Below are 23,849 nucleotides of genomic sequence, written 5' to 3'. Positions count from 1 at the left end.
ATTCATGATATAGTTTTATAAAATAACACTTATCAAAGTAGCGGAGGCTTTAGTTATGACATCACAAACACTAGAAGTCATCAAGACGACCACTCATAAGCCAAAGCCTGATCCAGAAGCGTTAGGTTTTGGGAAGTATTTCACTGATCATATGTTACTGATTGATTATCATAGTGACAAAGGGTGGTACCACCCTCGCATCGTACCTTATGAGCCATTAACTCTTGATCCTGCAGCCATGGTATTTCATTACGGTCAGACTGTATTTGAAGGATTAAAGGCGTATAAAGACCATGATGAAAATGTACGATTGTTCCGTCCTGAGGAGAACATGAAACGCCTGAACCGTTCGAATGAACGTTTAAGCATTCCGACCCTCGATGAAAAAGAAACATTGTCTTATATTAAAGAACTTGTCCGTCTTGAGAAAGATTGGATTCCAACTGCCGCTGGCAAATCACTTTATATTCGTCCATTTGTCATTAATACTGAAGCGAGTCTTTCTGTAGCACCTTCAAAAACGTATACGTTTCTCGTCATCTTGTCTCCAGTCGGTTCTTACTACTCAGAAGGGATCGATCCTGTTAGCATCTTTGTCGAAGATTTCTATACGCGTGCAGCTCCAGGAGGAACAGGCTATGCGAAGACGGCAGGCAACTACAGTGCCGCTTACAAAGCGCAAGAGCGCGCCGTTGAACACCAACGCTCCCAGGTCCTGTGGTTAGATGGTCTTGAGAAGAAGTACGTTGAAGAAGTAGGAAGCATGAATGTGTTCTTTAAAATCGACGGTGAAATTCATACCCCAGAAATAAACGGTACCATTCTTGAAGGGGTGACTCGAAAGAGCGTCATTGAACTTCTACGTAGTTGGGACATTCCTGTTCATGAGCGCCGAATTGCGATGGATGATTTAATCCAAGCCCATCAAAACGGCACACTTGAAGAAGCATTCGGTACAGGAACAGCAGCTGTCATCTCACCAATCGGTATCCTTGATTACAAAGGTACGGAGTACACGATTAACAACAATAAAACGGGCGACATTTCAAACCGCTTCATAACGCAATTACTGGAATTCAAACTGGACGTCTAGAAGATCCATTTGGCTGGACGACTGTTTTATAAGCGAGAAGCCGCCAATCAAATCATTGGTGGCTTTTTTTCTTCGTTTGAGTAATGACGTCTCAATTGCAGGGCTTGGCCTTTTTTGCTACGATAAGATAACGACAATCGAACAAAGGATGCACGACTATGGCAAAGAAAAATGACAATCGAATTTTGGCACAGAACCGAAAAGCCAATCATGAATTTTTCATTGAAGAAACGTATGAAGCAGGGATCGTGCTAAAAGGAACAGAAATTAAATCAATTCGAGCAGGCCAGATGAACATTAAAGAAAGCTTCGCTCGCATTGAAGATGGCGAAATACTTCTTTATCAAGCACACATCAACCCTTATGAACAAGGAAACCGCCATAACCACGATCCTGTACGTACGAGAAAGCTTCTTTTACACAAACAAGAAATCAAGAAACTCACCGGCAAGTCGCAACAACAAGGCTACGCACTCGTCCCATTAAAGGTGTATATAAAGAATGGCTTTGCAAAAGTACTCCTCGGCCTCGGAAAAGGGAAAAAGCACTACGACAAACGCGATTCCCTCAAAAAGAAAGATGCTAAGCGTCAAATGGACAAAGCAATCGGTCAACGCATGAAAGGAATGGAATAAAGGGGCCTTCACCGCCTCTTTATTTTTTTTGTTCTCGTAAGCATTGAAGCTGCAATTACAATAACAATTGCCGGAACCACATACGCTGTTACTTGAAAATGCCCTTGATTCAGTAAGTCCACGACCATCACACCGACCATCGTCACAATTACAATCCATAAAATGACTCGCTTACTATTCACAGGCGTACGCTCAGAAAGATGAAGAGCAATAAAGCTGAGCACCCCGAGTAAAAGTACAATTGCAACGAATTGAAACATAATTAACATTCCGAACGTAGACATGTACAACACCTCACTCACAACGTATGAATAGACACTCCAATTTAGTCGTAAATCTTAATAAAGGAGGTGTCACAGATGTATGTTGCACAACTTGTTCTTTCCATCGTCAGTCTCGTACAGTTAGTTAGTTATATAATTAGTATCTTGTTTGTCACAGGATTTGTATCATTTTTTTCTACCAGAAGAAGGAACTTGGATGTTACTCCTCATCGTAGCTGTAATTGTAGGAATCCCACTTCTACTCTTAACACTTGGAATTTTAGGGACTATTAACTTACATAAGAAAAAAAGGTCGAGCAGCCAAACAATTACTAGCAACAGGGATTATCCTATTCGCTTTATCCTTGCTAATTAGCTTCGACCCTGAATTCGACTTTGTTTTTTTCATTAGCTCGTTCTTCATGTTTACCCCAATTATCATTGCAGGATTCCTCGCACTGCGCCAACACCGGGCAGCTAAAATTGAAGCCGAAGTTTAATATGTGAAAACCCCCAGGACATTGTTTTTGTCCTGGGGGTTTTGTATAGATATCGTTTGCTAGCTAGAGCAGGCTCTTTTCTTGCTACAGTATGAGCGAAGCATCTTGCTACACTTTGCACGGCTCTTGCTACATCGCGCCTGGCTCTTGCTACATCGCGCACCGCTCTTGCTACACCTCGCCCAGCTCTTGCTACACCCCGCACCGCTCTTGCTACACCACGCCTAGCTCTTGCTACACCGCGCACCGCTCTTGCTACACCTCGCACGCTGCTAACTACATCAGAGCACTAGTTCAACCAAGGCGTCCTAGTGCGATATCCAACATCCGCAGTCCATCGTCAATTTGCTCTTTAGTGACGGTGAGCGGTGGAATCATGCGGATCACTTCGCCTTTGTTGCCACAAAAGTAAAAGAGAACGCCTTCTTCAAGTGCAAGATCGAGTATGCGCATAGAGCGCTCTCCGTCAGGGTTCCCTGTTTCTGGATCTATAATTTCAATGCCGATCATGAGACCGAGTGAGCGAATGCTACCGATCATTGGATGCTTCTCTTTGAGCTTTTCTAATTGTTCGTGTGCATGTGCACCGACGTTCTTTGCATTTGTTAGCAATTCTTCTTCTTTTAGTACTTCTAGCGTTGCGAGTCCGACGCGACAGCCGATCGGATTGCCACCGTAAGTTGTGGCATGACTTCCGAGTGGCCATTGTTGCATTAATTTATGATTAGCAACGGTTGCACTGATCGGTTGTCCTGAAGCCATGGCTTTAGCAATCGCCATAATGTCAGGGACAACGTCGAATACGTCTGATGCGAACCATTCTCCCGTACGACCAAAGCCGGTTTGTACTTCATCAAAAATTAAAAGAAGTCCTTTTTCATCGCATATTTCTCGGATGCGTTGTACCCATCCTTTTGGTGGGATCACATAGCCACCTTCACCGAGCACTGGTTCCATAATGACCGCTGCGACTTCTTCTGCTTCCACTTGATGCGCGAAGAGCTTATCAAACTGGTCATCGAGTTTTTGAATCGCCACCTGCTCATCATCGCTCGGATCGTAATATGGAATTTGGTACGTTCCACTAACCGGTTGATGTTTGCGGTATTTTGCTTTTGATGTACTTACCGCTAACGACCCGAGAGTTCTACCGTGAAAGCCTCCGACAAAAGAAATCACGTACGGCTTTTTCGTAACGTGACGAGCAAGCTTCAACGCCCCTTCGATCGCTTCTGTCCCGCTATTGCCAAAAAAGAAGCAGTCTAAATCCCCAGGCATGACGTTTGCCAATTCATCAGCATACTTCAAAATTGATTCGTATTGGATCACGCCAATCGGCCCGTGAGTTAACTCGTCCGCAGCATCTTTGATTGCCTGTACAATCTTTGGATGTCGATGACCGACGTTTGTTACGGCAATGCCTGACGTGAAATCAAGGTATTCCTTGCCATCAAGACCGTAATAGTAGACGCCTTCTTCTTTGACGACCGGTAAATTCGGGTGATCTTTTGCCATACTAGGCGCTAAACGCTCTGGTAATTTCTCAATAAGGTGATTCCAATTATTATGTGACACGAAAACGTCTCCTTCTATAGAAAAGAGGCCCGCTCGGGAGCCTCAACATCGTTTGCTTTATTATACTTAAAAAATAATGAAATGAGCAATCAGAACAACGATCGGTAGTGTAATCGCTGTACGGATTAAGAAAAGTGCGAGCAGTTGCCAGAAGTTCACAGGAATCTTCGAGCGGATTAGCATAACTCCAATCTCAGATAAATAAATGAGCTGGGTAAGAGAAACAGCACCAACTACGAAACGAGTAAGTTCACTTTCAATTCCACTCGCTAGGATCGCTGGCAAGAACATGTCTGCAAAGCCTACAAGTAGTGCAGGAGCTGCTAAGTGCGCTTCAGGAATTTGCATCCATTCAAGGATTGGAATTAACGGATACGAAATGATTTGGAAAAAGCTTGTGAACTCAGCAATGATTAGTGCCAGTGTACCAATCGCCATCACAATCGGAAGCATCCCTAGCCAAATATCCGTTGCATTGAACAATCCTTTTTTTAACGATTTGCACAGGCTTGTCTGATTGAGCCGCTTTTTGGACTGCTCGTTCAAACGCAAATGATAACGTTGATTGATTGTTTGGTACTTCTTCTTTTATTTGTTTCCCAACAGGACCGTAATACTCATTTTTCATTTTAGAAAGTGGTGGAATTCTCGGGCAAATAATCGCTGCGACAAACACACCTACAAGTACAGTTCCATAAAACGGCAAGAACATGCTTCAAGCTCTAACATTGAAGCAATAATTAATGCAAAGCCGATGCTCGTAATTGTAAAGTTCGTTACGATGACGGCTGATTCTTTCTTTGTATAGTAGCCATTTTCATATTGATCAATTGTAATTAAAATACTTACCATGTTGTTACCCATCCATGATGCCATCGCATCAACTGCAGACCTACCTGGAAGTTGAAAAAAACGGACGCATCACTTTACGAGCCATCGTTCCAAGCCATTCCATAAGACCGTAGTTAACGAGAAGAGGAAGTAGCATCCCCATCACAAACGTCCAAACAGCGAGAGTCGGTAAGAGTCCAGTTAAAACTTCTCCTCCGGTTGTTTCATGTAAGACAACTGTAGGTCCAATTTGAAAATAAACGAGAACAGCAAACACGGCACCAACAACACGAATGGATAACCAGATCGGATGAACGACGACAAGTGGATGAAGATTTGATTTCATTAACCAACTTGGTTTGGTCATCGTTGCGAGTAGTGACCCAAAACCAGAGAAAAACAGTACTGCTACGAGTAGTTCAACAATAATGGGCTCAAGCAAGCTTTGAACACTATTCGCCAGGACGGCAATAAGTACGAGCCATTGTCCATCAATAGGAAGTGGAATAAGAAATAAAAATGCGCCGATGATCGTCGGTATTAAAAACTTTAATTTATGATTAGTCATTTTTGTATTTGTCGATTGAATTGCTGTCTTCATGACATTCCCTCATTTCTATATTCATTAATATACATTAATAATAATAAGTATGCAATTGTAAAATAATGACTATATAAAAATTAGAGAATTGCGACGCTCAAATTAATCAATTGATAAACACACAAAAAAAAGACGAGTGCCTAAGCACTCATCTTTTTTATGATTCCTCTGTAAATGTTTCTCCACGTTTCTTTTCCATTCGTGTAACAATAACGGACGCAGCTGCATCACCTGTGATGTTAACAGCGGTACGAGACATGTCTAGAATACGGTCAACGGCTAAAATTAACGCAATACCGTCGAGTGGAATTCCTACTGATTGTAGTACCATTGCAAGCATGATGATACCGGCACCTGGAACACTTGCCGTACCCAAACTTGCGAGTGTTGCTGTAAGAATAATTGTTAGTAACTCTGTTACTCCTAAGTCAACTGCATAAACTTGGGCTAAGAAAATCGTAGCAACGGCTTGCATAATCGCCGTACCGTCCATATTGATCGTTGCACCTAACGGTAGTGTAAAGGAGCTAATCGACTTAGGAACGCCTAGATTCTCTTCTGCTGAACGCATCGTGACGGGTAGTGTTGCAGAACTACTTGACGTACTAAAAGCAACTGCCATCGCTGGCATAAAGCCTTTAAAGAATGCAATAGGATTCATTCGACCCCATACGGAGACGAGTCCACCATAAATGAGCATCATTTGAATGGCTAATGCAAGGATGATTGCAAGCATATACATGAACATTGATTGTAATGCGCCCCAACCAAGTTCTCCAATTGCAGAAGCGATTAATGCAAATGCACCAAATGGCGCGAGCTTCATGACAAGCTTAACGAGCCAAATCATGACTTCATTTGCTTGTTCTACGAGGCTTAATAGACCTTTTGTCTTTTCTCCAAGCATTGCAATACCAAAACCGATAAGTAAAGCAAAGACGATAATTTGTAGCATCTCACCTGTTGCTAACGATTCAACAGGGTTGTTCGGGATAATATTTACGAGCGTCTCCATGATCGGTGGTGCTTCATTCGGCTCGTAACCATCCATGTCTTGAGTCATTAAGCCTCTGTACCTGGTTGTAAAAGGTACGCAACAGCAATACCAATTGTAAGCGCTATCGGTGTCGTTAATAAATAAAAACCCATGGTGAAACCACCGATACGTCCAAGTCGTTTCACATCGCTCATGCTTGCAGCTCCAAGCACTAACGAGAAGAATACGAGCGGGACAACGAGCATGGAAATTGCTCTTAAGAAAATGTCTCCAACTGGGCTAAGCAGGTAATAATCAATTTGATTAAACGTTTCTGTAGGTAGAAATGCATTTAAAGAAAGACCGACAATTAAGCCGGCAATTAATGCAATAATAATCTTTTTTGTTAAACTCATTAAAATTCCTCCCCTAAACCACATTGCAAACAATATAATCTAATATTTCAAAATCGTTAAATAATATCGTTAATTTTCTTTTGAGATGTGATTGGAAAGTTTCGTCGACTTCTTTCTCAAACAGTAGATACATCATATTATGTATGTTTGCTATTTGTCTATATTTTTTTTAGATGAATGTTTATTCATCTGCTTTATCACTAAAAAATTCAATACTATCAAGCCTTTGCTCTCATATTGGATATGAACGGAAATGTGCATTTTCCGCACATTTCGATGTTCCTTTGCTTAATATGCTCAAATAGTAACAGGCTCATACAGCTATTTTTTTGATTCAAAAAAAAGACGAACATGCTGCTCGTCTTTTAAAGCAATTTGTACAGTTCAACTAAACCAGGTTGCAATTTGTCTGCGAGTTTTATTACATGTTTGTTATAAATCGTCTTCCATTCGTAGTGATAGAGCCAGCCGTGATCAATGTCGTTGCTTTCTACACTATGAGTAAACACATGCTTACTATCGCCCGTAAAAATCAAATGGTAATTGTGTCTTATCATGATTTCTTGCGTCGTGCGTGATTGATAGGTATTGTGACCTAAATATTTAACCAACGTTAATTGATTTTTACAAATTCCAGATTCTTCAGCAATCTCTCTGTACAATGCTTGTTCTAACGTTTCTCCAGGATCAACAGTGCCACCAGGTACTTCTACACCTGCCCAATTCGTATCCTCAGAAGTTAACGTTAGTAACTGTGTTTCGCCAGCGTATTCTCGAGTAATATACGCCGTCACTTTTTGTTGTGACATGATGTATCAAACCCCTTTTACACTACATATTAGTATAGCATGGGAAACAACGAATGAAATCATGCAACTGCCTATCTTCACGCTTAAAAATTCAAATTCTCTTTATTCATCATTATGTATATCTATAAATTCATTCAATGGATTTAGTGTTGTTTGTACATAGAAAAGGCAATGACGTCTTACAACGATCATTGCTCGGCACTTTATTTATTACAATTCTGACTGAATCGTCTCAACGATTTCTTCGTAATCAAAGGGGTCTTCGATTACATGACCGTTGATTACAATGGTTGGCGTTAATTGAATGTCATGTTCTTGAACGAGTTCAATATCTTCCTCAACCTGCTCGCTATACGTTTGCTCTAACAGATCATTCGTCAGAACCTCAAGGTCGATTTCTTGGTCGACGTCTTCAGCAGCAACACGTAGTAGCTCATCAACGGTCACCCACTGGGCGTCATGCCCTGCTGCTTCAGGTTGTGCATGGTAAAGTGCCTCATGGTATTCCCAAAACGCCTCAGGATGATTGTGCCAAACTGATTCACTCGCAAGAGCTGCAAGCATTGATTCTGCACCGTGAAAAGGAGCATTGATAAATGCGAAGTTCGCTTGTCCATTCTCTATGTAATCATCTTTTAATTGTTGAAAAACCGTCTCGTCCCAAACTTTACAAGCCGGGCACTTATAATCGCCAAATTCAATAATCGTCACTTCAGCCTCTTCTTCACCGAGGGTAGGTTGGGTTGCTACATCAATTTGTTCCATTGTGTCTTGACTTCCAGGGTAGAAAAAGTAGAAGCCTGCAATAACAAGTACTGCCACCGCAATCGTTACTGAAACTAAATATTTCATAAGATAATTCCCCTTTCTTCTCTTCTATCCTACACGCTTTCTTCTATTGAATTGGAACTAAGACGTGACAAGTTTTTAACGGATAAAATTCGTAATACTTCTCATCATTAAACATAACGTTGTCTAAGCTTCCCAAATTAAGACAAAAATAAAACGCTGCGATCGCTCACAGCGTATGTTCATTCCTATTAGTTTGCGTTTTGTAATCCACCAGGTTGGCATGTGACGATTAAAACATCGGCATCAGTATCTGTAAATTCATTAAGAGTGACTGGAATGTCGGTCGTTGCTGGATGATGGTCCATTGCAAAGCGCATAAGGGCGTAATCTCTAGAACATTCTCTCCAGTCATCTGGCCCATTCTCCCAAACTCTTTTCTTATAGATACTCATTGCCTTCTGCTTCGTCGGTGCCTTTACTAACGCATAAAATGGCGCAAAGAACTCGTAGTACTTCATCCCCTAATCCTCCAACATTGCAGTCTCGTGCTGTGAATCTATACAGCTTATGCACGTAAGATAAGAAAATCCATTTCATTTACCTACAGCACGGAAAATTAGGCTCCAAAAATGATGAATGTGACAATTTGCCAACAATGTTATTTATGGTAGCCGGAGACTAGAGTACTCCTATTCTGAAGGACTGTCAACACCTTTAAAGTAAAAAATAATCGTCAATTTTTGCATGTACGTTTGTAAGGCTTTTCATATGAAAATAAGCAGAAAACATTGCTCATTGTTCATTTAATTTCGCATGAATTTGCTCAAGGTGATGTTGGTCGTGTTTGGCAAACATTTTTGCAAAGCTTTCCGCAGAAAATTGTCGCTTACCCTCTCCAATTGTAAACTGAACCTCAGGGTCTACCGTCGATAATTGATGCACAAGTTTTCGACGGTCTGTTGTGAATGCCGTAATAATCTCTTTCACCCCTAACTCTTCACGCACTTGTAACTGTTCTTTATTAAACTGCTCTACTTCTGGAAATGCTGCCAATACAGCGCCATCTTTCATATCCGGTAACCAGTTGTGCAAACATTGTTCATCCCAAGCGTTTAAATGAGCGACGATTTCTCGAATTGACCATTTTCCTTCTTGAATCGGCTCTACGAGATCTTGTTCAGGAACTTCTTGTAATCGTTCAATTTCTACAATGGTTTGTGTAAATGATTCGAATGGTTTTTGCAAAATCGTTCACTCCTTATAAATTGTTGATTTCCTGTCATTCAAAGTAGTTGATAACGAATAACTGACGCGGTATAGTACTCTCGTACTGATTTTAAGAGGTGAGACATATCATGAGAACATTTTTAGCCTATACACATGCTGCACTCTACTTGCTACGTATTCTTCCGTCGATGGTACTACTTAGACGCAAGCAAGACGAGCACGCGTATAATAAAACGAATCAATTTGCCAAAATTTTATCTGATCGTACGTTGCGCATTGCAAAAACTGAAGTTGTCGTAAACGGAAAAGAAAATATTCCTGATGACAATCGTTACGTGCTCGTTTCTAACCATCAAGGAAACTTCGACATCCCGATTCTTTTATCTCACGTCAATCCAAACCTTGCTTTTATAGCAAAAACCTCACTACAAAAGGTTCCACTCTTTGGTACTTGGATGACGTTAAAACGATGCATCTTTATTGATCAATCCGACCCTAGGCAATCTGTGCGCCAACTCTCTAAAGGCGGCGAGCAAGTGAAACAAGGTACGCCACTTTGTATTTTCCCAGAAGGTCATCGAAGTAAAGACCATTCAGTGCAATCGTTTAGCAACGCTGGCGCAAGAATGGCTAAAAAGGCAGGTGTGCAAATCTTACCTGTGAGCATTAGTGGCTCTTATCGCGTTATGGAAGAAAATGACGGTAAGATTAAACCAGCCCATGTCGTTGTCAACGTTCATCCATTAGTAAATCCTGAAGAACATGCAAGCGCGTCAACACTCAACACGCACATTCACACGATGATTACGAGTAGCGTCAACACTCCTTAATGAGAGCGTTGACGTGCTTTTTGTCGTACGACAAGTAAAAAAAATTGCAAGAATAACAATTACACTTACGACCGTAATAACTTGTATGAAAGTAGATGGTGTTTCAGCAAAGATTGCTACATATGACCATACAATTACGAGTGGATAAATCACATCTTTGAAATAGAGCGTAATACCAACTGCTAATGCAGCTCCAATCAACAACATAATAACTGACCAAGCCATTTCATTTAAACCGAGGAATGTTGGTACATCATTTTGAACGAATGTAACAAATACATTCGCGATACTTGCCACAGTAATCCAACCTAAATACATAGAGAAAGGCAGGCGATCAAAGAACTTAGCGTCTCGTGAATTCGTAATTCGTAAATACATCACGACAAGTGTAATTAACAACAAGAAAATAATAATCGTCGATACGGCGAGCCATTGTTGAGTAAAAGCGATAATCCACGCACCATTTAATAAAAAGTTAATTGATGGTAGAATGCCTACTCTTTCATAGACCCCTCTCGTAGACCTTCCACTTAAAAACGTTCGTAAAATCCAGATGAGTAATAGTACGTAAATAACTCCCCAAATTGAAAATGCAAAACCTGCTGGTTGAATCAGTGGCTGATCTTGATTAGCTATATCTCCAACATTCGTTGCAGAGCTATAATTTAAGATGATCATAATAATAAATGTAATGATATGCACAATCGCAAGCTTAAACGCTACTTTCAACTAGATTCTCCTTTATATCTAGAACCTTTTCCTTTCTATTCCACTAACAGTTCTCGACATAAACGTCGGAATCACAAAAACTCATAAAAAAAAGAGCGAGCACCGCTCACTTCATGTCACTTCTATGTTAGATTGATCTAATTTCCCACTTTGCTGCATTTGGTAATAAATGACGATTTAATGCAAACGCTAAATGACTTGCAGTAATCGAATCGACAAAGATTTTCTCCAAGTGGCTGCTAGAGTCCTTTAGGGTTTCTGTAACCCCATTTCGAACTCTTACGATTGTGAACATTAGGGCACCTCCTAAATTCTTACAGCCTTTAACTGTGGGTTAATTATGTCATAGTTTTTAGAATATTAATAGTATGTATCGTGATATAAAAACTTATCTCTCTAGATCCGACACGTAAGCATAAAAAAAATCGGCACTTCGACAACGAAATACCGCATCACTTTTCTATTCTCCTAATCTTACTGCCATCGTTTCTGGGTTAATCAGCACTTTCCAGTGATCGAGCTCTGTAAAAGAAAGCTCTGGATCATCAATCAAATAGGCTCCTTGCCACTCTCCCCTAGCGTGAATGACTGTCCATTCCTCATCGTACGTCATATACATATCGTGTTCGAGCCAACGAACATTTGTTTCTCCTTCACTCGTCGATTTAAGGTCAACAATCTCAACACGTTCGTCATCCTCTGTATCAATGAATAATTGAATACTTCTATTATAGTAATTAGCTGGATCATCAAGATGATCTAGTATTAACGTTACTTCTGTTATCGTCTCATCGATTTCTTCTGTTTGGAACGTATAGGTAGACTCATTTTCTTCTATAATTGATGACAAGTAATTCACTCGAACTTCAACGTCTTCCCACGAATAACTCGCTACTTCTTCTAGTTCTACTTCCTTCATTGTAAATTCCACCGGAAGGCGCTCTTGAAAATCTCTAAAAGCTCTTGCTTCTGAGCTACACGCTACGAGTAAAACATAGACAACTAGAAAAATTACATACTTCCACCTCAGTACGAACGCCTCCCCCCATCTTTGTGTGATGTACTATACCCAAAACAGCCTTTTCCCCAAACCTAAATTGAGGAAAAATTACAAAATAAGGAATTTTACCAGTGAAATTAAAAGCTAGCTTTTGCCTTGCATTCACTTATAACGTTTACAACAAACAAGAGACAAGGCAAATGAGGTCATTCGCCTTGTCTCTTGTTAAAACCATTCATCATTTACATGTTCCAAGTAATGACTTCCCAAAGATACCCATCAAAATCTTGAAACATGCCCGCATACGTACTTTGATCGTTCTGTGGTTCTTCAACGATGTCAGCGCCGGCTTTTCGAGCTCTTTCAATGAGCTGATCGACTTCTGCCATTGTTGTTGCCTCTTGAGTGAACATCAATGCAGGCTCTTCGATCGAGCCTTCCATTAGTACGACGGATATGCCTTGTTCAAAGAAAAAGGCAACATGATCACTTTCAATTAAAATTTGTTCAAAAGATAACTCGAACACGTCTTTATAAAAACGATACGCACGTTCTAATTGTTGAACAGTTATCGTTATGCTCGTAATTTTTGGTTGCACCTTCGTCCCTCCAATGAACGTCTTGCAGGTATTACGCTACTATATCATGTTCATAAGAGTAGATATACGTTCGATCACTTTCATACTCGAATTGCCTCAGCTTATGAGAATGCGCATTAGACTTTTGATCGATTTCTTCGACCACGTATTAAAATTGGCAAGATACCAGCACCGAAAATAATGCCCGCTACAGAGAGAAAACATAAACTCGCCCAATCCATTTGACCTTTAGAAAAGCTTATAACAAGGGAAATTATTCCAAGAACAACTGCAGACATGATCCCGTGATACATACGCTTCTTAATTCCCACAAGCCCACCTCCAACAGATAATGTATGCATTCCCTCGGACGAACAATCATAAACTTGAGTGAGACAGTAATGCCAAACGAATAAGGAGGAACAAACATGCTTTGGACATTGCTATTAGTTATCGTTATTTTGTGGGCGTTGGGACTAATCGGCGGAGTTGGAGGAGGACTTATTCACCTTTTACTCGTTGTCGCCCTCGTCGTTCTCATCGTTCAACTTGTAAGTGGTCGACGATTGTAGCAGGGGATCTTCCCCTAGCTACATTTTTTTTCTGTCAATTTCCCGGGAAATAAATCATGATCTGTCTATTTTTGTCATGTTGTAGCTTTTAAATCAACGTTTGTGCGTTTTCTTACCGTTTTACATATTAATTTTATGAGTGTTCCTTCTACATCATTATCCTCAAATTATAAATCAGTATAGACAAGCCTTTTCGCCAGATGCTGTAACGAACGATGACAATACGATGAATAGCCTCGTATCTAAAAGTAAGATTTAGTATACTAGTCTTGTTAACTACATGTTTAGAAAGGCAGTTTCTATGAAAACGATGCTCGACTTTTTAAGAAATAGTATTCGCCTCCCTCAAAAAGAGGCCGTCTTTACGTTAAATCGCGAAGGTTTTGGCTTACCCATTGTTTTCCTTTGTTTCATCTTGTTGTTAGTTAGCTTACCCTTAGGTGTCCAAATGGCATTATCAGGCGAAAATATGGCTGTAGAGGTCGCTTTGCCGATCTTTCTCGTTTACTTTTTCTTTGTTTATTATCCGTTTTTCGTCTTATCTATACTCATCCCGCTTGTCGCGATTACATTGCTTGCACTGCTTGTTGCGAAATTTGCACACCGCAAAATGAACTTTTTTTATGTTGTATAAAATAGCTGCGTTTGCGGCTATTCTACCTGTAATTGGACTTGGAATTACGATATTAATCGGTTCTGCTTTACTTGAAACGATCTGGATCGGGATTAGTATTGTTTATCTCACAGTGATTTTAATTCGTGTTGTGTTCATCTATCCGAAGCGCAAGTCTACTCGTTGACTTGCATCCTCGTAACACGCTAAGATCGCGATGCAAGAAAGGATGATTGTTCAGTGGGAATTATCATCGTTGAATTATGCCAAAGCAACGCCATTACAAAGCTTGAGATCGAATCAATCTGGAAGAGAAGTATCCCGAAGTTGACGTGATTGAGTCAGAATGTCTGTCTACTTGTGGACTTTGTGCACTTCGACCGTTTGCACTCGTGAATGGCAATCGAATTTTTGGTGATAGCCCTGAAGAGTGTCTGGAGAAATTGCAATTTCGAATTGAAGTTGAACTCGAACTTTATTCTATGTAACACCCTTCATAAGTGAAGGGTGTTTTTCTATAAAATTTGAAGAAGATCCTTCGGTTGGTGAATCATCTTGTCATACGTTTTTACGTCACCAAATCCATAACCCGCATAGATAAACGGAATGCCTGCTTTTTTGGCTGCTTCTTGATCACCCAACGTATCACCAACATAGACAGAAGCGTTTAATTGATTACGACTGATCACCAACTGAATGTTCTCAGCTTTAGATAAGCCTGTTCTCCCTGGGTTCTCATAGTCACGAAAGTACTTTCCTAAGTTATGATAATGATAGAATGCTTCAATATAACCGTCTTGACAATTACTGACGATGTACAATGAATAACGGGACGCCAATTGTTCGAGTGTAGACTCCACATGTTCATATAGCTCTCCACCCTGTTGACGCAACGCCTCGTTTTCTGCGTTACTCACTTGCTTGAGAAACGTCTCTCGCTCTACGCTTGTTAAACTAGGAATAACCGTTCCCCAATCTCCTCCATTTGCAAGCCCATTACACCTTGAAGGTCTTCTTTAGTAATCGTCTGCTTAATTCGTGAATCATACGACAGCTTCGATTGCCACGTATTCACGACAACATCGCTAGAATCCCAAAGTGTTCCATCTAAATCAAATATAATACTATCCATGACTCCTCCTCACTCACGTCAGTGACTTTACGTAACCTGTTTTTCAATAACACAGTCGTTCTCTCTCTATGTTTGTTACACTAGAAGGTAATTTAAGCGAATATGTGAGCGGTTTGCTATCATTACGTTACATACTGGAGGTGTTCTTATCTATTCATTTTCATTTGAACAGAATCTCGGCTATTTAATGCGCTCTCCTCTTGAACCGATGTATGCCATTGAAGGCAACAAGATTACACGAGCAATTGAAGTAGACGATCACATCCACATCTTCCAACTCTCTAATCATGAAGACAAGTTACGGATTGATACATATGAAGGAAACTCCCAAGTCGTACACGATTTTGTGACTGAATGGCTTGATCTTCACTATCCACTATACTCGTTCTATGAGATGGCAACAGACGATCCTTTGCTTTCCAATGTTATTGATGATTATAGAGGGCTGCGCCTCATCGGAATTCCTGATTTGTTTGAGGCACTCACTTGGGGGATTATCGGTCAACAAGTGAACTTAACCTTTGCCTACACATTAAAGAAACGACTTGTTGAGACCTATGGTCATACCGTACCTTTCAACAATCATTCACTCTCTCTTTTCCCAAACCCAGCTACAATCGCCGAACTTTCTGTTGATGACTTACTACCTTTACAGCTGAGCCGTAGAAAAAGTGAATACCTAATCCATGTTGCAAAACGCATTGCGGAAGGTTCACTTTCCAAAACACTGCTGTCCTCTGAACTAGAATCTGCTGAAAAACAACTTACGAGCATTCGTGGCATTGGTCCGTGGACTGCAAATTATGTGCTAATGCGTTGCTTACGATATGCACGTGCCTTTCCAATTGACGATGTAGGCTTTCAAAATGCGATGAAACATGTGCTACATTCAAAAGATAAACCATCAAAGGAAACAATCATGGGTTATGCGAAGCATTGGCAAGGATTTGAAGCGTATGCTGTGTTTTATTTATGGAGAACGTTACAAAATTAAAATGAACAAAGAGCCGAACTACGGCTCTTTTACACATTAATCGAAAGATGAGCTTTCAACTCTTGAATTTGTTCAATATGCCGTGTTTCGTGGTAAGGTAATAATTCGATCCATTGTTTAATCGACAGCCGTCCGAATTTAGGATGCCTGACTGATTTATGTGTATAATCTTCTTCTGTCGAGACACGCTCTATCACTCGTAAAAAAATGGCGCCTTGAATGCTCAAACCCTTCTAAAATCTGACTAACTTGAAACGGACCTTCGTTTGGTAGAATGTTTTTGGGAGCATCCGTTTTCACAGAACGATCCAGGGCACGTTCGATCGGCTTCTCACGTACCATTGACTCTTGATCGTTTTTTTAGTCCTTGTTCAATTGCATCAGCAAACGCTCCTTCGGACAAAATTAAATGATGACAGATTTGACCGATACTCCAAACATCATGACGTTGTTTCGCATTAAGTTGTTGCTCTGTAAGACCAGTAATTTCACGGACAACCTTTGCACGCACGTCTTGCAAATGGTTACAATCCATTACGATTCACCCCCGTTACGACTTCGTTTGGTTTATCTTATTCAAACCTTGCATATTTTTATGTGAATGTTAAGAAAAAATCAATTGAAAGCATTGTTATTTAGCCTAAGATATTCAACACATACAAAGGAGGCATCCTATGATCCATCCTAACTATTGGATCGACCAGCTCGGACTACAGCCCCATCAAGAAGGTGGATACTTCACTGAAAGTTTCAAAGCCAATGAGCAGATCAAAAGTCAAACTGGAGACCGTAGACCATTATATACGAGCATTTATTTTTTATTAACTACAAAAAGCCCTTCTCATTTTCACCGTCTTAAAAGTGATGAAGTTTGGTATTATCATTACGGTGCGCCACTTACAGTCCACATGCTACATCCGGACGGGTCTTATGAGCAAGTCAACGTCGGTCCGCAAATCGAACACGGTCAACAGCTGAGCACCGTCGTACGCGCGGGAACTATTTTTGGCTCCACCGTTTCATCAGACTATTCACTTGTTAGTTGTGTTGTTGCACCAGGCTTCGATTATGAAGACTTTAAATTGTTCACACAAGATGAGTTAATCGGCGAATACCCTGACCATGAAGCGATCATTCGTTTACTTGCTTATGAAACACTTCCTATTGATGAGGAATAGCTTTAGTTAGTCGCTGCATCAATTGCTCTACTGACAATTGTTCAGCTAATCGCAAACCTTGACCTGCCCATAAAGACATCGTATTCCAATCTCCCTCTTCTGAAGATGCCTTTCGCAAATCTTGCGTCACTGCATTTTGAATTGGATAAGGCGGGATTTCTTCTAAACGTGTGCTAGTATGAGCTTCGATAAAGGCGTTTCGAATTCCTCTCGCAGCTTTGCCAGAAAAAGCATACGTTACATCTGTATCCGCTTCATTATGTTGCAACAATTGCTCTTTATGGAGTGGATGCGCAGCACTCTCAATCGTCGTTAAAAACGCCGTTCCCAACTGCACACCTGTTGCTCCTAATGCAAAGGATGCAGCAACCCCGCGTTCATCCATAATTCCACCTGCAGCAATGACTGGAATCGTGACGTGGTCAACAATTTGCGGGACAAGGGCCATCGTTCCAATTAACGGCAAATACTCACTTTGTATGAAACTACCACGATGACCACCTGCTTCACTACCTTGAGCAACAACCGCATCAATGCCAACTTGCTCGATCTGTTTGGCTTCCTCTACCGTAGTGGCCGTCCCACACGTTACAATACCCGTAGCCTTCAACGCAGCCACTTGATTGTCAGTTGGAACCCCAAACGTAAAGCTAAATACTGGTACTTGTTCTTCAAGTACCACTTCGAATTGTTGCTCAAACGATTCTTGAACTTTCTCGATCGTTTTAGTCGTTAAACCGAAGCGATTTCGAAACGGTTGTGTGAGCTCCATACCTCTCTTACTATGTACTGCAACTTCTTCAGACGTAAACGATTGCTCAGGAATAAAAAGATTTACCGCAAATGGCTGATCGGTTAACGTTTTCACTTTTTGAATTGCCTTTCGTAAGTTCTCGGGTGACATGTATCCACCCCCAATGGTTCCTAACCCTCCATAATTAGACACAGCTGCAACAAGTTGTGGAGACGTTGCCCCACCAGCCATACCTGCTTGAATAATCGGATATTTCACATTAAATACGTTTGCTTCTCCCATAAACTCACCCTTCCAATACTGTCTTTTCTCTATTATACAATGCAAAAGGAGCTACCACTAGGTAACTCCTTGTACATTTATTGTAATACAAGTCTTTACAATACTCCCTGTGCAATCATCGCATCTGCGACCCGTTTAAAACCAGCAATGTTCGCACCGTCAATCAAATTGTCCTCACATTTGTATTGCCTTCCCGCCGATAAGCTTTGATCGAAAATATTTTGCATAATTTCTTTTAGCTGACGATCAACTTCTTCAAATGTCCATGAAACTCTCGCGCTATTTTGAGCCATCTCTAAGGCAGACACCGCCACCCCACCAGCGTTTGCGGCTTTACTCGGCGCAAAACCAACATGGTTTTCTCGAAATTGCTCCACAGCTTTAAGTGTACATGGCATATTTGCACCTTCAGCGACAATGCTAACACCGTTATGAATGAGCGTACTTGCATCATTTTCATCAAGCTCATTTTGAGTGGCGCAAGGAAGTGCAATGTCACAAGCTACTTGCCATATTTTCTCCCCACCGTAAAACGATGAATGATCATGCTCCTCTGCATACGCAGAAATTCGTTTGCCTTCAACTTCTTTTAAGCGCTTAACCGTTTCAAGGTCAATGCCCTTTTCATCGTAAATATAGCCTGAAGAATCGCTGCACGCAACCACTCGAGCGCCAAGTTCAATCGCTTTTTCCATCGCATAAATGGATACTTTACCTGATCCTGAAACAATAATCTTTTTCCCAGTTAAACTTTCATTAAACTCTTTCAACATGTTCTCAACAAAATAAATGACACCATAACCCGTTGATTCAGCTCTCGTTAAACTTCCGCCGATATCTACACCTTTCCCAGTGAACACTCCCGCTTCAGATGAACCTCTTAATTTTCGATATTGCCCAACCATGTAATTGATTTCACGGCCACCTACACCAATATCTCCAGCGGTACATCGACGTTCGGTCCGATATGTTAGATAGCTCAGTCATAAAGCTTTGTGTAAAGCGCATGATTTCAGCGTTTGACTTATTTTTCGGGTCAAAATCGGCGCCACCCTTGCCTCCACCGATTGGTTGTCCCGTTAATGCATTTTTGAAAATCTGTTCAAATGCAAGAAACTTTACGATACTCGAATTGACAGTTGGATGAAAACGAAGCCCGCCTTTGTATGGACCAATGGATGCATTGAATTGAACCCGATACCCTCGGTTTACTTGCACACTCCCTTGATCATCGACCCATGGAACGCGGAATGATATGAAACGATCAGGCTCAACGAGCCTTTCTAAAATGCCAAATTGTTGATACTTTGGATGCTCAGCTAAGTATGGCGCTAGTGAATCAAAGATCTCTTTTACCGCTTGGTAAAACTCTTCTTCATGTGGATCACGTTCTTTAACCGTTTCTAATACATCTTCGATATACTTTTTAGCATCTTCCATACATTCACCCCTTCAAAATAATGGTTATTCTTATCAATTCCCGACTTCCTTCACAGATTAAACGCTCAATCTACTGCTTTTAACCTATACTTATATGTTTTTCCGCTTCCAAAAAGAAACCATATAGAATTACTATAAAAATAAAAGAAGACACTCCATAGTGAAGTGTCTTCTTTAACGAGCTAATTCACTTTTTCGTAGCTTTGAAACCCTTGCAAAATTTGTTCAACCGCTTGATCGACTCTCGCTGCCGTATCAACGTCTTGGATGAATAGGTGATCATTTTCAATGTGAATATCACTACTTAACACATAGACGGGCTTTAACAAGTGTGTGCTGCCAAGCGTATGCAAAACAGGTAATAATGAAAAATCTAAGGAAAGATAATGGGCAATGCTCCCACCCGTAGCGAGAGGTAAAACCGTTTTCCCTCGTAAAGCCCCTTCTGGCAGTAGATCGAGAAATGCTTTTAAACCTCCGGTAATTGACGCTTTATAGATTGGACTTCCGATAATGATAACTTCTGCTCTTTCCACCAAAGCTGATGCTTCTTTAATACTTGGTGAACCGAATTTTGCATGCAATAAATCCTCCGCAGGTAAGTCTCGGACGTTGATAAAATCTACAGAGCAATCTGCTTTTAACCGACCAGCAACTTCATGTAAAACATGACTCGTTTTTGATGGTTCACTTGGACTTCCTGAAATAACGACAACATGATTCATACAACATCCACTCCCACTCGTATAAAGTTTGTGAATCGCACGTGCATCCGAATGAACGTTCAGATCGCTTCATTACAGACCTTTTGCGATTTTTCTATCTTTCTAATACGTCGCATACGCTCATGCCCTCTAACATACATGAGCCGTCAAGTTATTACCTTGTATGCTAATCTTATAATACCTATTTGTCAAGTATGAATTATATGAATAATTGAACGAATGCGTGCATTAAACTCTTGAAAATTCGTTACTCTGTGTTGACTTCAGGATATTTTACCTATATTCTATACTCAATACATCGACTACTGTTCAATGAACAGTACCGATTAAAGCGATGGTGGTGATCGAGGATGAACGCACAATGGAAAAAAAGGAATTCTAGAATTGTGTGTGTTACTTCTTATTTCAAATAAAGATCGGTATGGCTATGAACTCGTCGAAGAGATTTCAAAAAAATTCACCATTTCAGAAGGTGGGTTATACCCGCTGTTAAGACGGATGACGAAAGATGAGTTATTTTCAACTTACCTTGCGGAATCAAAAGAAGGGCCTCCTCGCAAGTATTATGCCATAACCGAAAAAGGTGAAGAAATGAAAGAAAAATTGCTGCATGATTGGAATGATTTGAAACACGGTGTAAATCAATTTATCCAAGAGGAGGTCGATCAAATTGAGAAAAACTGACTATATGGCGTCTTTAGAATCAAAGCTTGCTAACCTTCCGAAGGAGGAACGTTTAGAGTTTATTGCTGATTATGAAGAGCACTTCACGATCGGTTTAACTAACGGTCGAACGGAGGATGAAATTGCTGAATCCCTTGGCAAGCCTGAAAAAGTAGCGAAAGAAATTGTTGCGCAGTACAACCTTGAAGTTGCTCATAATCATCCTTCAATGAAAACCATTTTACGAGCATCGTTCGCTGCTATCTCACTAAGTATGTTTAACTTGATCTTTGTTTTAGGACCGTTTGTAGCAATCATGGTCATTCCGATTACACTCTCTATCGTATCAATCGCACTGATTTTATCTCCATTACTTTTACTGATTCAAGAAGGTTTTTCTTCGGCATTTTGGATTCAAGGCTTTTTGCTCATCGGTTATGTAGGTCTTGGAATGATTCTCGCTGTTGGTAGTTGGAAATTGCTTCAGCTTTGTTACGGTCTTATCATTCGTTATTTGAACTTTAACTTAAACATTGTAAGAGGTGGTCAAGAATGAATTTACGCATTGTTCTGTTTTCAGGGGTCGGTCTACTTACAATCGGAATTGTTGGAAATATAGCACTTTTTCTTTTCGGAACGAGCCCGTTTCATTCTACTTGGGAAGAACATTATGAAACGTATGATTCTTCTCTCGTTGATCATGTAAAAATTGATGCAGACGTTGCATCCATCTCCATTCATTCACACGAACAAGACGACATTCTTGTCGGCTACGAAGGAAATATTATGAAGATCCAACAGACAGAGTATGACCTCTCTACACAATTAGAGGACAACACACTTCATATTACGCACAAACATAAACCTAGCGTCCAACTTTTTGGATTTTTCAATGCAGATTACGACATTGATGTCTTTCTTCCCGATGTTCTATTCGAATCGATATCGATAACAAGTAGTGTCGCAGACATCCAGCTAGATAATGTTCAAGCTGAATACTGGTACATTGCAACTGAAGTTGGGAATGTTCATGCTTCAATGATTACAAATACGATTGATGCGAAGTCAGAAGTTGGAAATTTTGAATTTTATTTGCCCGATTTAAATGAAGATTTGTCTATACAGACTGAAGTCGGCAACGTAAACGTAACCTTTATTGAACTGTCTAGTGCAATACAACCATCAATTTCAACTACTATTGGTCTGACCCAAATCAATGATCTAGAAGATGTGGCAAGTGAGAGTCATGCACCTCAATTGAATCTGCGCTCTGAGGTGGGAAATATCTCTGTTTCTGTTGATAACAACTAACGTAAATTAAGTAGCAAAAGCTGAACTTCCTTCTGGAAACAAAAATCGCCTATAATGGCGATTTTTTGATAATCGTATTTGATTGAAAAAAAAGAACCCATAACTATGAGTTCCACTTACTCGTAATGGCGCCCGATCGTTTGCAGCTTCCTTCGAAACTGGGCATACAGTAGGATCCAAGTAATAATAAATAATAACAGTCCGATTGTGATTCCAAACAGTAGAATAAATATCGGTATTAATAAAACGAAAATGCCTGCAAGAAATACATAGAAGCTGGCAACTTTAGACATTTCTTCTTTATGACGTTCAAGCCGGCTTATTGGCCATCCGATTAAGGCTTTATTCAGTAAAGTAATCCGCCTCTTAGAATGAATCATAAAAGCGCAAAAAAAAGACAAATAGGCTAATGATTAGCGCCACAAGGTTCAGCATGCGGAAGTTCCTTTCTCAAAAAGAAGATGACAGACGCTCATAAGATGCATTGCATAAACGAAAGGTTCTGTTGAAACCATATGACTTGCGCAAATCGCGCTTTTTGCATACAAAACAATTCATGTCGAAATAATCTGAATAAATTTATCATATCACAATCTGGTCACGAACGAAAAGAGGCAATTAACGAATGGTTAATTGCTCTAGTCGTTTGCAATAAAACTCTAAGTCTGGTGCATCTTCAAGTGTTTTTAGCATTCCTTGAATAATAATTGCTCGAGGCTCGTCTTTTTTTTGCTTCAGCCTTTAGCACATCAAGTGCTTCTAACCACTCCGCCACCTTCTCTTCGGAAGCCTTCAGTCCACTTATAACTTCGGCGACACTTTCAATCACATCTTCAAGTTCTTGGTCATGCTTCTCTTCATGCTTTTCTTGCAAAATATCAGGTGTAATAAAAGGAGGGACGCGTTTTATAAGAAGGGATTCTTTATGATCATTTAAGCGATCGAGAATCCACACCGCCAAATCTTTCGGGTTAATCTCTAATTCTAAATGAAGAATCGTTTGTAAATACGCCTTGTTCATACCTTCTAAGAGAATGCTCAAGTCATACACATAAGGCTCAATTTCATCTCCATATAGGAGGGTGAAGTTTTTCTTAATCCATTCGTAACGGACTTCTTTCATCTCCGTAACAAAACTTCGTATTGCTGGATTTGTTGATAACTCTTGTTCTTGTAACTGCATAATAATGAAATCCCGATGCTTAAAAATCGTTTCATAATGTGCTTCAAGCTGTAACAAAAATGATTCGTAAGGAGTTTCAGCTTGTTCTTTTACTTGCTGAACTTGTTCGTGAAGGCTGTCATAATAATATTCATAAATCTCCACAAG

Annotated in this window: 34 protein-coding genes and 3 pseudogenes; 12 read left to right on the top strand and 25 right to left on the bottom strand. The window is 40.3% G+C overall.

Translation table 11 applies throughout. From position 1 onward, the window contains the following. Positions 1 to 55: 55 nt before the first annotated feature. Positions 56 to 1,125: pseudogene (locus JCM19055_RS03815) on the top strand (branched-chain amino acid aminotransferase). A gap of 126 nt (positions 1,126 to 1,251) precedes the next feature. Further along, entirely contained in the window at positions 1,252 to 1,728 is a 477-nt protein-coding gene (smpB, locus tag JCM19055_RS03810; protein WP_042358608.1) for an SsrA-binding protein SmpB, read from the top strand. 8 nt (positions 1,729 to 1,736) lie between these two features. Here the strand turns inward: smpB and JCM19055_RS03805 are convergent, their stop codons facing one another. From JCM19055_RS03805 to JCM19055_RS03765, 11 genes and pseudogenes are all read right to left on the bottom strand, one after another. Further along, the gene (locus tag JCM19055_RS03805) at positions 1,737 to 2,012 is read right to left on the bottom strand and encodes a hypothetical protein (protein WP_042358606.1); all 276 of its coding nucleotides are present in this window, start codon (positions 2,010 to 2,012) and stop codon (positions 1,737 to 1,739) included. Between the two features lie 773 nt (positions 2,013 to 2,785). After that, on the bottom strand, positions 2,786 to 4,006 hold the full coding sequence (locus JCM19055_RS03795; protein ID WP_370542994.1) for an aspartate aminotransferase family protein: 1,221 nt from the start codon (positions 4,004 to 4,006) through the stop codon (positions 2,786 to 2,788). 126 nt (positions 4,007 to 4,132) lie between these two features. After that, positions 4,133 to 4,504, bottom strand: a complete 372-nt coding sequence (locus JCM19055_RS28375) for a hypothetical protein (RefSeq protein ID WP_265181766.1) — start codon at positions 4,502 to 4,504, stop codon at positions 4,133 to 4,135. Continuing rightward, complete coding sequence (locus JCM19055_RS28370) at positions 4,470 to 4,772, bottom strand: hypothetical protein (protein ID WP_265181765.1); 303 nt, start codon at positions 4,770 to 4,772, stop codon at positions 4,470 to 4,472. The genes JCM19055_RS28375 and JCM19055_RS28370 overlap by 35 nt, the downstream gene beginning before the upstream one ends. Further along, a complete protein-coding gene (locus tag JCM19055_RS28365; protein ID WP_265181764.1) occupies positions 4,745 to 4,942 on the bottom strand; it encodes a hypothetical protein in 198 nt (65 codons plus the stop codon). Before JCM19055_RS28365 ends, JCM19055_RS28370 begins: the two co-directional genes overlap by 28 nt. Positions 4,943 to 4,958: 16 nt before the next feature. Beyond that, entirely contained in the window at positions 4,959 to 5,498 is a 540-nt protein-coding gene (locus tag JCM19055_RS28360) for a hypothetical protein (protein ID WP_265181763.1), read from the bottom strand. Between the two features lie 157 nt (positions 5,499 to 5,655). Then, a pseudogene (locus JCM19055_RS03785) lies at positions 5,656 to 6,890 on the bottom strand (dicarboxylate/amino acid:cation symporter). 365 nt (positions 6,891 to 7,255) lie between these two features. Next, positions 7,256 to 7,699, bottom strand: coding sequence for an NUDIX domain-containing protein (locus tag JCM19055_RS03780; RefSeq protein WP_052365875.1), 444 nt, complete (start codon positions 7,697 to 7,699; stop codon positions 7,256 to 7,258). Between the two features lie 210 nt (positions 7,700 to 7,909). After that, complete coding sequence (locus JCM19055_RS03775; RefSeq protein WP_042358603.1) at positions 7,910 to 8,551, bottom strand: DsbA family protein; 642 nt, start codon at positions 8,549 to 8,551, stop codon at positions 7,910 to 7,912. A 188-nt stretch (positions 8,552 to 8,739) separates the two neighbouring features. Next, positions 8,740 to 9,009 (bottom strand): hypothetical protein, encoded by a 270-nt coding sequence (locus tag JCM19055_RS03770; protein WP_042358600.1) that lies wholly within the window; start codon positions 9,007 to 9,009, stop codon positions 8,740 to 8,742. A gap of 274 nt (positions 9,010 to 9,283) precedes the next feature. Beyond that, the gene (locus JCM19055_RS03765) at positions 9,284 to 9,736 is read right to left on the bottom strand and encodes a DinB family protein (protein ID WP_042358599.1); all 453 of its coding nucleotides are present in this window, start codon (positions 9,734 to 9,736) and stop codon (positions 9,284 to 9,286) included. Positions 9,737 to 9,846: 110 nt separating this feature from the next. Between JCM19055_RS03765 and JCM19055_RS03760 the strand changes: the two genes are divergently transcribed. Then, positions 9,847 to 10,548 carry a 1-acyl-sn-glycerol-3-phosphate acyltransferase gene (locus tag JCM19055_RS03760; protein WP_052365874.1) on the top strand — a complete coding sequence of 234 codons (702 nt, stop codon included), beginning with the start codon at positions 9,847 to 9,849 and terminating at the stop codon, positions 10,546 to 10,548. Here the strand turns inward: JCM19055_RS03760 and JCM19055_RS03755 are convergent. From JCM19055_RS03755 to JCM19055_RS03740, 5 genes are all read right to left on the bottom strand, one after another. Beyond that, the gene (locus JCM19055_RS03755) at positions 10,492 to 11,277 is read right to left on the bottom strand and encodes a tryptophan-rich sensory protein (protein WP_052365873.1); all 786 of its coding nucleotides are present in this window, start codon (positions 11,275 to 11,277) and stop codon (positions 10,492 to 10,494) included. The genes JCM19055_RS03760 and JCM19055_RS03755 overlap by 57 nt on opposite strands. A 127-nt stretch (positions 11,278 to 11,404) precedes the next feature. Next, positions 11,405 to 11,572, bottom strand: a complete 168-nt coding sequence (locus tag JCM19055_RS27030; RefSeq protein ID WP_193745298.1) for a hypothetical protein — start codon at positions 11,570 to 11,572, stop codon at positions 11,405 to 11,407. Positions 11,573 to 11,737: 165 nt separating this feature from the next. Next, positions 11,738 to 12,208, bottom strand: coding sequence for a hypothetical protein (locus JCM19055_RS03750; protein WP_042358597.1), 471 nt, complete (start codon positions 12,206 to 12,208; stop codon positions 11,738 to 11,740). A 311-nt stretch (positions 12,209 to 12,519) separates the two neighbouring features. Further along, positions 12,520 to 12,876 carry a VOC family protein gene (locus JCM19055_RS03745; protein WP_042358596.1) on the bottom strand — a complete coding sequence of 119 codons (357 nt, stop codon included), beginning with the start codon at positions 12,874 to 12,876 and terminating at the stop codon, positions 12,520 to 12,522. A 116-nt stretch (positions 12,877 to 12,992) separates the two neighbouring features. Continuing rightward, positions 12,993 to 13,187: a hypothetical protein gene (locus JCM19055_RS03740; protein ID WP_042358595.1), complete on the bottom strand. Its 195-nt coding sequence runs from the start codon at positions 13,185 to 13,187 to the stop codon at positions 12,993 to 12,995. A 96-nt stretch (positions 13,188 to 13,283) separates the two neighbouring features. Between JCM19055_RS03740 and JCM19055_RS26160 the strand changes: the two genes are divergently transcribed. The 4 genes from JCM19055_RS26160 to JCM19055_RS31195 all read left to right on the top strand — a co-directional run bounded on the left by JCM19055_RS26160 (position 13,284) and on the right by JCM19055_RS31195 (position 14,528). Further along, entirely contained in the window at positions 13,284 to 13,427 is a 144-nt protein-coding gene (locus JCM19055_RS26160) for a lmo0937 family membrane protein (protein ID WP_152549733.1), read from the top strand. Between the two features lie 310 nt (positions 13,428 to 13,737). Further along, positions 13,738 to 14,061 (top strand): hypothetical protein, encoded by a 324-nt coding sequence (locus JCM19055_RS03735; RefSeq protein WP_265181762.1) that lies wholly within the window; start codon positions 13,738 to 13,740, stop codon positions 14,059 to 14,061. Further along, positions 14,051 to 14,227 carry a hypothetical protein gene (locus JCM19055_RS27025; RefSeq protein ID WP_193745297.1) on the top strand — a complete coding sequence of 59 codons (177 nt, stop codon included), beginning with the start codon at positions 14,051 to 14,053 and terminating at the stop codon, positions 14,225 to 14,227. The genes JCM19055_RS03735 and JCM19055_RS27025 overlap by 11 nt, the downstream gene beginning before the upstream one ends. A gap of 145 nt (positions 14,228 to 14,372) precedes the next feature. Continuing rightward, complete coding sequence (locus JCM19055_RS31195; RefSeq protein ID WP_370542978.1) at positions 14,373 to 14,528, top strand: DUF1450 domain-containing protein; 156 nt, start codon at positions 14,373 to 14,375, stop codon at positions 14,526 to 14,528. A 27-nt stretch (positions 14,529 to 14,555) separates the two neighbouring features. Here the strand turns inward: JCM19055_RS31195 and JCM19055_RS03725 are convergent, their stop codons facing one another. Then, entirely contained in the window at positions 14,556 to 14,957 is a 402-nt protein-coding gene (locus JCM19055_RS03725; protein ID WP_370542977.1) for an HAD family hydrolase, read from the bottom strand. 32 nt (positions 14,958 to 14,989) lie between these two features. After that, complete coding sequence (locus tag JCM19055_RS31190) at positions 14,990 to 15,172, bottom strand: HAD family hydrolase (RefSeq protein ID WP_370542976.1); 183 nt, start codon at positions 15,170 to 15,172, stop codon at positions 14,990 to 14,992. Between the two features lie 208 nt (positions 15,173 to 15,380). Here JCM19055_RS31190 and JCM19055_RS03720 point away from each other — a divergent pair, with 208 nt between their 5' ends. Further along, a complete protein-coding gene (locus JCM19055_RS03720) occupies positions 15,381 to 16,166 on the top strand; it encodes a DNA-3-methyladenine glycosylase (RefSeq protein ID WP_305047329.1) in 786 nt (261 codons plus the stop codon). A 29-nt stretch (positions 16,167 to 16,195) separates the two neighbouring features. Here the strand turns inward: JCM19055_RS03720 and JCM19055_RS22575 are convergent, their stop codons facing one another. Further along, positions 16,196 to 16,393 (bottom strand): hypothetical protein, encoded by a 198-nt coding sequence (locus JCM19055_RS22575; RefSeq protein WP_052365872.1) that lies wholly within the window; start codon positions 16,391 to 16,393, stop codon positions 16,196 to 16,198. A 104-nt stretch (positions 16,394 to 16,497) separates the two neighbouring features. Then, positions 16,498 to 16,701, bottom strand: coding sequence for a DinB family protein (locus JCM19055_RS22570; protein ID WP_052365871.1), 204 nt, complete (start codon positions 16,699 to 16,701; stop codon positions 16,498 to 16,500). Between the two features lie 139 nt (positions 16,702 to 16,840). Between JCM19055_RS22570 and JCM19055_RS03710 the strand changes: the two genes are divergently transcribed. Further along, positions 16,841 to 17,344, top strand: a complete 504-nt coding sequence (locus JCM19055_RS03710; RefSeq protein ID WP_042358591.1) for a cupin domain-containing protein — start codon at positions 16,841 to 16,843, stop codon at positions 17,342 to 17,344. On the opposite strand, the gene JCM19055_RS03705 is transcribed toward JCM19055_RS03710, so the two are convergent. The 3 genes and pseudogenes from JCM19055_RS03705 to ssuE form a co-directional block, all read right to left on the bottom strand. Then, a complete protein-coding gene (locus tag JCM19055_RS03705) occupies positions 17,328 to 18,380 on the bottom strand; it encodes a nitronate monooxygenase family protein (protein WP_042358590.1) in 1,053 nt (350 codons plus the stop codon). The genes JCM19055_RS03710 and JCM19055_RS03705 overlap by 17 nt on opposite strands. Positions 18,381 to 18,475: 95 nt before the next feature. Then, positions 18,476 to 19,820: pseudogene (gene gdhA / locus JCM19055_RS03700) on the bottom strand (NADP-specific glutamate dehydrogenase). A 182-nt stretch (positions 19,821 to 20,002) separates the two neighbouring features. Next, positions 20,003 to 20,545, bottom strand: coding sequence for an NADPH-dependent FMN reductase (gene ssuE, locus JCM19055_RS03695; RefSeq protein ID WP_042358588.1), 543 nt, complete (start codon positions 20,543 to 20,545; stop codon positions 20,003 to 20,005). Positions 20,546 to 20,935: 390 nt separating this feature from the next. Between ssuE and JCM19055_RS03690 the strand changes: the two genes are divergently transcribed. From JCM19055_RS03690 to JCM19055_RS03680, 3 genes are read left to right on the top strand one after another with little or no spacing between them, the layout of a single operon-like run. Beyond that, positions 20,936 to 21,229, top strand: coding sequence for a PadR family transcriptional regulator (locus JCM19055_RS03690; protein WP_265181761.1), 294 nt, complete (start codon positions 20,936 to 20,938; stop codon positions 21,227 to 21,229). Continuing rightward, on the top strand, positions 21,216 to 21,764 hold the full coding sequence (locus JCM19055_RS03685; protein WP_042358586.1) for an HAAS domain-containing protein: 549 nt from the start codon (positions 21,216 to 21,218) through the stop codon (positions 21,762 to 21,764). Before JCM19055_RS03690 ends, JCM19055_RS03685 begins: the two co-directional genes overlap by 14 nt. After that, on the top strand, positions 21,761 to 22,519 hold the full coding sequence (locus JCM19055_RS03680) for a DUF4097 family beta strand repeat-containing protein (RefSeq protein ID WP_042358585.1): 759 nt from the start codon (positions 21,761 to 21,763) through the stop codon (positions 22,517 to 22,519). The genes JCM19055_RS03685 and JCM19055_RS03680 overlap by 4 nt, the downstream gene beginning before the upstream one ends. Positions 22,520 to 22,635: 116 nt before the next feature. On the opposite strand, the gene JCM19055_RS27020 is transcribed toward JCM19055_RS03680, so the two are convergent. Both JCM19055_RS27020 and JCM19055_RS03675 read right to left on the bottom strand, forming a co-directional pair. Beyond that, positions 22,636 to 22,899: a hypothetical protein gene (locus JCM19055_RS27020; RefSeq protein WP_265181760.1), complete on the bottom strand. Its 264-nt coding sequence runs from the start codon at positions 22,897 to 22,899 to the stop codon at positions 22,636 to 22,638. A gap of 296 nt (positions 22,900 to 23,195) precedes the next feature. Continuing rightward, positions 23,196 to 23,846 carry a hypothetical protein gene (locus JCM19055_RS03675; protein WP_042358584.1) on the bottom strand — a complete coding sequence of 217 codons (651 nt, stop codon included), beginning with the start codon at positions 23,844 to 23,846 and terminating at the stop codon, positions 23,196 to 23,198. Between the last annotated feature and the right edge of the window lie 3 nt (positions 23,847 to 23,849).

Source organism: Geomicrobium sp. JCM 19055, from assembly GCF_000698185.1.
GTDB classification, from domain to species: Bacteria; Bacillota; Bacilli; order Bacillales; family Marinococcaceae; genus Geomicrobium_A; species Geomicrobium_A sediminis.
This window is presented reverse-complemented; position numbering and strand designations above follow the sequence as displayed.